This window comes from Zarconia sp. (genome assembly GCF_057467645.1).
The window spans coordinates 1-9,468 of the sequence record NZ_JBRJXU010000032.1 but is presented as its reverse complement, the minus strand read 5'-3'; the positions used below and the strand labels follow the sequence as shown (position 1 = coordinate 9,468).

General features: G+C 50.4%; 7 protein-coding genes. 4 read left to right on the top strand and 3 right to left on the bottom strand.

All coding sequences use genetic code 11. The features are described 5' to 3' along the window. Positions 1 to 271 precede the first annotated feature (271 nt). Positions 272 to 1,129: a C-phycocyanin alpha-cysteine-84 phycocyanobilin lyase subunit CpcE gene (cpcE, locus tag AC2215_RS04990; protein ID WP_486808860.1), complete on the bottom strand. Its 858-nt coding sequence runs from the start codon at positions 1,127 to 1,129 to the stop codon at positions 272 to 274. A 361-nt stretch (positions 1,130 to 1,490) separates the two neighbouring features. Here cpcE and AC2215_RS04985 point away from each other — a divergent pair, with 361 nt between their 5' ends. The 4 genes from AC2215_RS04985 (at position 1,491) to AC2215_RS04970 (ending at position 5,532) form a co-directional block, all read left to right on the top strand. After that, positions 1,491 to 2,234 carry a phycobilisome rod-core linker polypeptide gene (locus AC2215_RS04985; RefSeq protein WP_486808859.1) on the top strand — a complete coding sequence of 248 codons (744 nt, stop codon included), beginning with the start codon at positions 1,491 to 1,493 and terminating at the stop codon, positions 2,232 to 2,234. Positions 2,235 to 2,619: 385 nt separating this feature from the next. Beyond that, on the top strand, positions 2,620 to 3,486 hold the full coding sequence (locus AC2215_RS04980) for a phycobilisome rod-core linker polypeptide (protein WP_486808858.1): 867 nt from the start codon (positions 2,620 to 2,622) through the stop codon (positions 3,484 to 3,486). 374 nt (positions 3,487 to 3,860) lie between these two features. After that, positions 3,861 to 4,661, top strand: coding sequence for a phycobilisome rod-core linker polypeptide (locus AC2215_RS04975; protein ID WP_486808857.1), 801 nt, complete (start codon positions 3,861 to 3,863; stop codon positions 4,659 to 4,661). A 115-nt stretch (positions 4,662 to 4,776) separates the two neighbouring features. Next, positions 4,777 to 5,532, top strand: a complete 756-nt coding sequence (locus AC2215_RS04970) for a phycobilisome rod-core linker polypeptide (protein ID WP_486808856.1) — start codon at positions 4,777 to 4,779, stop codon at positions 5,530 to 5,532. A 249-nt stretch (positions 5,533 to 5,781) separates the two neighbouring features. Here AC2215_RS04970 and AC2215_RS04965 read toward each other — a convergent pair whose 3' ends face one another. Continuing rightward, a complete protein-coding gene (locus AC2215_RS04965) occupies positions 5,782 to 7,587 on the bottom strand; it encodes a phycobilisome rod-core linker polypeptide (protein WP_486808855.1) in 1,806 nt (601 codons plus the stop codon). An 80-nt stretch (positions 7,588 to 7,667) separates the two neighbouring features. Beyond that, entirely contained in the window at positions 7,668 to 8,402 is a 735-nt protein-coding gene (locus AC2215_RS04960; protein ID WP_486808854.1) for a 15,16-dihydrobiliverdin:ferredoxin oxidoreductase, read from the bottom strand. Between the last annotated feature and the right edge of the window lie 1,066 nt (positions 8,403 to 9,468).

Sequence of the window (9,468 nt, the reverse complement as noted above, 5' to 3'; positions counted from 1 at the left end):
TAGATTTTAGATTTTAGATTTTAACGTGAGTTCGGGATAAGCTGAAATCTTAATTTTGCCGTTACTGATTTTCAGCATTTATCGTTCTCACACCTCGATTCTCTTGTTGAACCCGTGAAACATCGACTCTTAACCCGAACTGACGTTAGATTTTAGATTTTATAGCGCTTCGCGCTAGTTTATTGACACGATCGAAGAAATAGGTTTTTTCCATTCCCTATTCCCGATTTCCCAACACCTAAAACCATTCCCCGTTCCCCATTCCCCCTTCTCACAACAAAGAATCCATCAGCGCCATAATTTCTACGGAACGATCGCGAAGAGCAGCCTTCTCGAAGGTCACATTTTCCTCGATGGTATCTCCTAAATAGCGCTCCAGAATCCCTTTAAGGGCAATTAATTTGAGACTATTTTCGGCGAGGGTTTCCGACACCGGTTCGGCGGCCCGCAAATATCCGATCGCCCCCACATCCATTAGGGCAGAACGGCGCAGTTGCAAATCCGGACCTTCGAGGGCTTGCACCAACCGTTCTCCATACTTCGTCTCCCCCGTTAGTTGGTACATCGCACGGGCCGCCGAATACTGGACTCGCTCCACGGGATGCTCTAAAAAGGCCACGATATCCTCGGTGGCTTCCGTGGCTCTCAGGGTTCCCAGGGCTTCGATAATCGAATCGTAGGGCTGCACCAAATGGGGTTTTCCGGGAACGGGAACCGCCGCGGCAACCCCCCCTTCCATCAGCTGCTTCAACGGGGGAATCGCCCTGGCATCTTCGAGCATTTCCAGGGCTTGGGCGGCAGATTCGCGCACGTAGTAGTCGGGGCAGTCTAAGCTTTGAATCAACGCCGGCACCACTTGGGAATCGCCCAGTTTACCCAGGGCTTTGGCGGCATTGCGCCGCAGGGGATACCCGCCATCGGGCGATCGATCGGCTTCATCGACGAGAGCCCCCAACAACGCTTCGATCGCCTCGGGTTCCCGGACGCGAAATTTTCCCAACCACCAAGCGGCATAGTAGCGGATGCCGAGGTCTTCGAGTTGCTGCAAATTGGCGATCGCCTGTTCCACCGTCATCGCCGGGGCTTCAGGATTACTATCGTTCGGGGTTTTGGGGGCAAGATTCTCCATCGCTTTAGCTCCTTAACTTGGCAAATGTCGGTGGCAAATTCCGAGGGGACAGTCTGATTTCTGTATCATACCGATGCAGAATGTTCATATATATAATGTGTCGATTGTGAGAACTGGGTCCGCTTCGACGAGCGGTCAATTCTCAGTTTCCAGGGATAAATGTTACAGATAATTGCACAAATTTTTACAGTTTATGACATTTCGATCGAAATTATTTCCGATTGCGTATGGTTAGGATGGGTTTATTAATAAAATAAGTAGTTTTACTTATCGTAAAAATCGATCCAAAAAAAACAAAGCAAACACTTTGTTCGGTCAAAGTCATCTCACACCATTTAGCAATATAGGAGAAGAGTACAATATGGCACTCCCTCTACTGAGCTACCCCTCTAAATCACAAAATCAGCGGGTCGCGGGCTATGAAATCCCTGGAGACGAGCATCCCCGAATTGACTCCCTCGAGAACGATCTCTCGGGTATTGAAGTCGATAATTTAATTCAAGCAGCCTATCGCCAGGTTTTCAACGAACAACAACTTCTGAGTTCCAATCGCCAAAAACCCCTCGAATCTCAGCTTCGATCGGGGGAAATCACCGTGCGAGACTTCATTCGGGGCTTAGTTCTCTCGGATACTTTCCGCACCCGCAACTACGAGTGCAACAACAACTACCGCTTCGTGCAAATGTGCCTCCAGCGCGTTCTCGGGCGGGATGTGTACGACGAGCGCGAAAAGTTTGCTTGGTCGACGGTGCTGGCAACTAAAGGGCTGCAAGGCTTTGTGGATGCTCTGGTGAATAGCGATGAGTATCAAGATAATTTTGGCGACAATACCGTTCCCTATCAGCGGCGACGGATTTTGCCCCAGCGAGAGTTGGGCGAGTTGCCCTTTGCCCGGATGCCCCGCTACGGCGCAGACTACCGCGCCCAGCTCGAGGCATTGGGCTACAATTTCCAAGGTGGTGGACTCAAGAATGCCCAGTGGACCGATCTGCCCCCGCGCAAGGCTCGTTTGGCAGGTGCGGCGATCGCGATCTTTGGAGCCACGTTCGTTTCAGGTCTTTTGATTGCCAGTGCCTTAGCAGCTTTTGGCTTGATCTCTCTGTAATCTTTCCTGAGTTTCTCCAGAAACCCTCAGAATCTTAAACCTTTCAATATGAGAAAGGGAGATCGAGATTCTGAGTTTCTTGTGACCACTCGAAATCCTCACGAGTCATAGCTCTAGAGCACTTGTACCACAACGCGAAGAGTTACAAATCTTAAATGTTTCACGGTTTGTAACTCTTTATGATGAAAGCTTAGAAGCACTTTTTGACAATAATTCTTTTAGTCAAGCTGCGGTGCCCAGGGGTTGTCTGTCAATGCGATCGATTCTTGAAAAACCAAATTCAGGCATGGCGAAAGGTTGGATTTCGCTCGATCGGCCCCTCGACAACTCCCGAGAGTATATTCTTTCTACTCAATTCCTTTAGTAACCCAGGAGACAAAATTTAATGACTTTTGGACCCGCATCTCCACTTGGGGTAGCCTTATATGAAGATACTCCCCCTTTTGAACTGTGGCCCGGTCGCTCCGAAGAGGAAGCCGAAGCGATAATCAATGCCGTTTACCGGCAAGTCTTGGGCAATGCCTACGTCATGGAAAGCGAAAGACTCGCCGTTCCCGAATCTCAATTCAAGCGCGGCGAACTGAGCGTGCGCGAGTTCGTGCGGGCTGTTGCCAAGTCCGAACTGTATCGCTCCCGCTTTTTCGATAGCTGCCCTCGCTACCGCTATACGGAGTTGGCTTGCAAGCACTTGCTCGGTCGCGCTCCCGATGGCTACGAAGAGATGAAGGCCCACAGCCAAATTCTCGATGAACAAGGCTTTGAAGCAGATATCGATTCCTATCTCGACAGCGACGAGTATCAAGAAACTTTTGGGGAAGATACCGTTCCCTTCGTGCGCGGTTACAAAACCCAAACCGGGAAGAAAATGGTTGGATTTACCCACTTCTTCAAACTCCAGCGCGGAGCATCCAGCAGCGACCTCAAAGGTAGCTTAGCCGGCAAGAGTCCTCGTCTGAATCGTTTGGTGATTCAAGAAGTGCCAACAGCTGTGGTTCCGCCTTCCGGTGGTTCTGCCGGTTGGGCGTTTTCGGAGCCTGCCATCGATCCTCGCGCTCGCCAAGGCGCTGGAGCGACCTCGGAAGGTCAAATGTATCGGATCGAAGTCACCGGCTACCGCTCCAAAGTGGTCAATCGGGTGTCGAAGTTCCGTCGCTCCAACAAGGTGTATTTGGTGCCGTTCGATCGGCTTTCCGAAGAATACAAGCGGATTCACCGTCAAGGTGGTGTGATTGCTAGTATCACCGCCGTCTAGGGAATCTAGATGTTGCGCGATCGCCCGCGGAGGTTGTTCGATCTGGTGGGCGATCGCGCTCGATCGTAGATCGAGCGATATTCGTTTCCCTCGTTCGCGCGTCTTTCGGACACCGCACTGCCCGTTCGCGGGTCAGTGGTACATCGAGCTTCGCGTTGAAATTCTCGGGAACGAACTTTAAGTTGCAGCCCATCTGTGGTGCCCAACTTTCAAATACCACGTTCTAGTTAACCGTCGTGCCAGCTATTTTGATGGGGGCAGCACTCGGTCAAAAATGTTTACATATAGACATATATTTTAACCTGCGCGGCTTCCTTCAACAATAGCCAACCCGCGACGCTCTAATACTTTATTCATCTAGGAGAAATTCACTCATGGTCAGTACTGCTCCGGCCGTCAAGTTCGGGATCGATGCCTTTGCCGGTCCTCCCTTAGAACTGTGGCCCACGCGCTCTTCTGAAGACGTGCAAACGGTGATTCGAGCCGTCTACCGCCAGGTTTTGGGCAACCCCCACCTGATGGAAAGCGAGCGCTTGGTGAGTGCGGAATCACAGCTTTGTAACGGCAATATTAGCGTCCGCGAGTTCGTGCGTGCCGTCGCCAAGTCCGAGCTGTATCGCTCGCGCTTCTTTGAAAGCTGCGCCCCTTATCGCTTCGTGGAGCTGAACTTCAAGCACTTACTCGGTCGCGCTCCCGACAGTCAAGCTGAAATCGCCGAGCATCTCGATGGCGTCCTCACTTCCGGTTATGATGCGGAAATCGATTCTTACCTTGATAGCGCCGAGTATCAGACCGCTTTCGGGGAAAATACCGTTCCCTACTATCGGGGCGCTCAAACCCAAGTGGGTCAAAAGCAGGTCGGCTACAATCGGATGTTTGCCCTGTTCCGGGGACCGGCCGAAGCCGATACGGCGACCAAGTCCTCCAATTTGGTGGAAGCCATTGCGACCAACAGCACCAGCCCCATCGTTCCTCCCAAGGCGGGCGGTCGTTTGAGTCCTTACGGCGATGCCACGGCGAAGACCTTCAAGATCGTGGTCAAGGGTGCCAAATTTGACTGCAGCCGTCGCCGTCGCAGCACCACCACCTACATCGTTCCTGGAGATCGGATGACCCCGCAAATTCAGCGGATCAATCGCTCGAGCGGCACGATCGTTAGCATCACTGAAGTGTAGGTTATTTCAATGACTGGGGTGCGAAGGGTTCACCTTTTGCATCCCGAACGCTCGTTTTTTCACTTTTTGACATTTTTTAACCTCTCAATTCACATTACATCAGGAGAAAAATACAATGTCTTTATGGGCCATCAACAGCGACCCCGTCGAATTACGTCCCAACGCCACGCCAGATGACGTGGAAGCAGTGATTCGTGCGGTCTATGGGCAAGTCTTGGGCAATGCCCATTTAATCGATAGCGATCGGCTCATCAGTGCGGAATCGCAACTGTGCAACGGCGATATCAGCGTCCGCCAGTTCGTACGCATCGTTGCCAAATCTGATGCTTATCGCTCCCGGTTCTTCGAGAGTTCTTCTCAGTATCGGTTCATCGAACTGAACTTCAAGCACCTCCTAGGTCGCGCTCCCGAAGACCAAGCGGAAATCTCCCAGCACGTCCTCACCTACAATGAAAGCGGCTACGATGCGGAGATCGATTCCTACATCGATAGCGAGGAATACCTCACCAACTTCGGCGAGAATACCGTTCCTTATGCTCGCTGCACCCAAACGCAAGTTGGCTTCAAAAATGTCAGCTTCAACCGGATGTTTGCCTTGACGCGGGGATACGCCACCAGCGATAGCAGCACCAAGTCTGCTCTCGTTGCTGAGCTAGCCTCCAATTTGCCCACGAGTATCGTTGCGCCAGTTGGCGGATCGGGTGCTTACAGCAACACGGGCAAGCGCTTCCGGATTAAGGTTGCCAAGGGCAAAGGCACATCCCGGCGCAGCACGATTTCTTACACGGTCAGCTACGACCAGCTGACCAACAATATCCAGAGCATTCACAAAACCGGTGGCACAATTGTCAGCCTTTCTGAGATTGCCTAGTAGCTGAAATGTTTGAAGCATGGCTTAGCTTTGCTTCTTAGCTAAAAAATCGTCCTACAACTTTCCGTATGTAGGACGATTTTTATTGTGTATTCCCTAACCCTTACACGCTTCATGCGTCGAGGAAAAGGAGGATAGTCTCAGAGCAATCGGGCGAGCCATTTCTCAATGGGAAAAACACACTGAGTGAATCGTCAAGCCAGAAATTTTTTCGAGATCGCTCTGAATCACACAATCCTCAAAGCTGTATCAACCCGAAAAACTGCGGCTTCGCCACTTATTCAACCGCGCTTCTCCAATGGCGGCAAAACGACGGGAATCGGCAATTTTAGCTTCCAACTCGGCAATGAGACTCGCCTGCTCTTCTACCTGTTTTTGAAGGGGGTCAGATGGTTCTGGAGTTTCCACCTCGAAACTAAAACCTTCTTTTTGAGAAGACAAATCGACAGACTGCCACTTGTCCAACAAGCTCTGTCCGATGCCTGAAAACGGCTGTAACTCGGCCAACTGTTTTTGTAGGGTTTCGATGAGAGCCTCTTGTTCGGCGATCTTGCGCTGTAAGTCTGACTCGACTTGAGAAGTCGGCGACGCAACACCTGAGGCTTTTACTTCCCATGGCTTTGGTGTGAGCACTTGGGCGATCAATGCTTGGACATCCGTGACGGGAACGTTGCCACCGGGATTATTGTAGATGAGCGGTCGTGCCAACCGAGACTGCGTACCCTCCACCCCAGCTTTATCGCTGGTGGATTGGCTCTTTTGCAACTTGAATGCATTGGTGAATCCCAGCAGTCGCCGACCGGTCTGGGTTCGATAGCCCCGGTAATAGGGAACGGTATTTTCTCCAAAGGCATCTTGGTATTCGTCGCTATCGAGGTAGGAATCGATTTCGGCCTCGAAGCCACCTCGATCGAGGATTTGGCTGTGGGCGAAGGTTTCCGAGTAGTCGTCGGGCGCGCGACCGAGGAGATGCTTGTAATTTAACTCGATCGACCGATAGCGGGGGCAGTTGTCGAAGAATCGAGAGCGGTACAGCTCGGACTTGGCAACCTGGCGCACGAACTCGCGGACGCTAATTTCACCGAACTTGAGTTGGGATTCGGGTACGGTGAGGCGCTCGCTCTCCATCACGTGAGCGTTACCCAACACGTGGCGGTAGGTGGCACGAATGACGATTTCGACTTCTTCTTCCGAACGACCGGGCCATAACTCGATGGGTGTCCCTTCTTCAAAGGCTTGATACTGGCGCTGCAGGGCTTGTGCGATACCAGCGTCCGGTTTGGCAACGCTGGATGTCACTCGAGTGCTGACTGGGGAAGACGAATAGGTCTTGAGATTCAGAGCCTTGGCAATAACTTGCCTGGCGTCGAATGTTGGCTGAGTTTTCGACGGGGCGGAGAGGGGATGAATTGCACTGGGAGAATTGGTCAGAAGAGAGTGCTGTAGCCGAGAACCAGTCTGACTACCGGAGAAGACGCCCAGGGTATTGGCGACATCGCTCCCCGAAGATCCCCGCAGCAATTGGAACAGATGAGTGAAACCCACGACGTTTCGACCGGTCTGGGTTCGGTAACCTCGATAATAGGGAACGATGTCTTCCCCAAAAGCATCAAGGTATTCGTCGCTATTGAGGTATGAATCGATCTCGGCTTCCAAACCCCCTTCATCGAGAATCTGGCTGTGAAGAACCAGTTCTTCATGACTTTCTGGAGCGCGACCGAGGAGGTGTTTGAAATTTAACTCGATAAAGCGCAGTCGGGGACTCTTGTCAAAAAAGCGGCTGCGATAGAGTTCCGATTTAGCGACCTGGCGCACGAACTCCCGAACGCCAATTTCTCCTCCAACCAGCTGAGATTCGGCAGTAATGAGGCGCTCGCTCTCCATCACGTGAGCGTTGCCCAAGACTTGGCGGTAGACAGACCGAACGATCAGATCTAGGTCTTCGGAAGACGGATTCGATCGAAGTTTAACGGGAGCAGTATCTTCAAAGAAGCCCACTCCTAATTCAGAGGCTTTTCCGATGGGAGAAGGAAGAATAGTACCGAGGTTTGTCACACACACTCTCCTATTGTTGTATTGTAAGGATGAAACAAAAGGGCACTCAAAAATTTGGGTTCGATCGTGAGGCTATTGCTTTACTTTGTCTGTGCAGAAACAGCAACTGGAACCGCATCTTCAAACAAGAACTCATGGAGGAATCTTTCCGACCATTCATGACCGAAATAGCTTTTAAATAAACCGGCAGCCGGGTCGCGCTCGGCACTATACCGATCGTACTCTTTTTGCGCCTCGACAATGCGATCGATTTCGGTTTGTTCGGTCTTCACTTCGGCTTTTTCTAAAATCTGAAAATAGAGTTGGATATATTCTTGATACGCAGGAAACAGTCGATTGACAACCGTATCAGCATCCGTTTTTGCAAAGAGTAAATAGGGAGAGAAATAGCAATCGGCATCGTAAAATTTCATCGGCAAATCTTGCGCCAGCTCGCTGTATTGCTCTCGAATCGGGCGCATCGGCTCGATGTATTTATCTAAATAATCCCGATCGCGAAACAGGGGCTGAAAATCCAAAACCACTAAGATTTTCTTAGTGCCAAAGGCTAAAAAATCAATTCCGAGCAAAGGCACGTCGTAGTGATGGCTCGGGTAAATGACACTATTAAAAATTTGAGCCGTTTCTCCAGCATTAATGTAGGTATAACGGACTTTTCGCAATTCGGGACATTGATAACACCAGCTTTCGATCATTGCGGGGTTTTTACCTCGCTGGCTGACTTGAAATTCCAATTCGCTCGGAATCTCACGACTGCGCAACTCAAAGCGATTGAATAATTCTCGTTCTAGGTATTGGAGAAAAGGTTGAAACATAAAAATTGATTTATTTGGAGATGGTTGAAACTGTCGCTAAGCTGGCTTTTAGTTTGGAGATTCTAGTACTCGAACGATAACAACTTTGCTGAATATAACCATTACGAGCACTCCGAAAACACTTCACGAGGACCGATCGAATCAGAGTTTGGATTTGGGAACGGGGAATAAAAACTCCACCAACCATTTCACCCAAAACGACCCGAGGCTTCCAAGCTTTTACCCTCAATCGAAGAGGATGTGGAGACCGTCGAGACAGAAATTGGACTGAAATTTGGGATAAACACCCTTGACTCGTCTGAGGTCTACGCTTATTCAGCAAACGTTGACTTGCACTTCATTCAACGATCGGTGCTATCGCTTAGTTTAGATATCTAAACGCGAACCTACTTGACACTCCCTGACCTAACGGAACGGGGATTCTTGGTTCAACGAAACCACTGAGACGAGATACCTTACAGTATCAATGCCAGAGGTTGGATTCTCCCCAAGCTAAAGAGCGGGTATACCCTACTCTATTCGCTACATGCGAGTTCTTTATAAAATCGATCGATGGCAGCTAGCTTTACATTGTCGGTTCTTCGTACCTGCGATCTAAAGAAATGTTATAAATATTTACTCAGAAACAGCGTAAATGAGAATCCCCTATTGATTCCACGTCGTACAGTCGAGTCCGTTTAGAGACCGATCGTTCTGTGTTGAGGCGAAAGTCCCGAGCGTGGGGAGTATTGAAGGAGAAGAGCAGGCGATCTCAGATCGCCTGCTGATTCTGGCTTTGAATTGTTTTTGTTCGCGATTCTCTCCCCAAACTGACACAAGAGCAATAAGTCTAAACCCCAGAAGAGCTATGCCAGTCTCAAAAACTGGTAGGTCGCTCTTCCGACAGGTTGGGCTTCGTGGCACAATAACCATCATGTCTTCCCCAAATGTGCCCGGGTCCGGGTTTGAAACCGGTAATGGAACCAAAGGAAATCACACAAACCCTTAGCGCGAACTTGTTTTCCCTTGTGCTTCGTCGTTGCCCCTTCAAGCTCGAGCTGCGCCCCCACGACCGGGGAAGAGATTC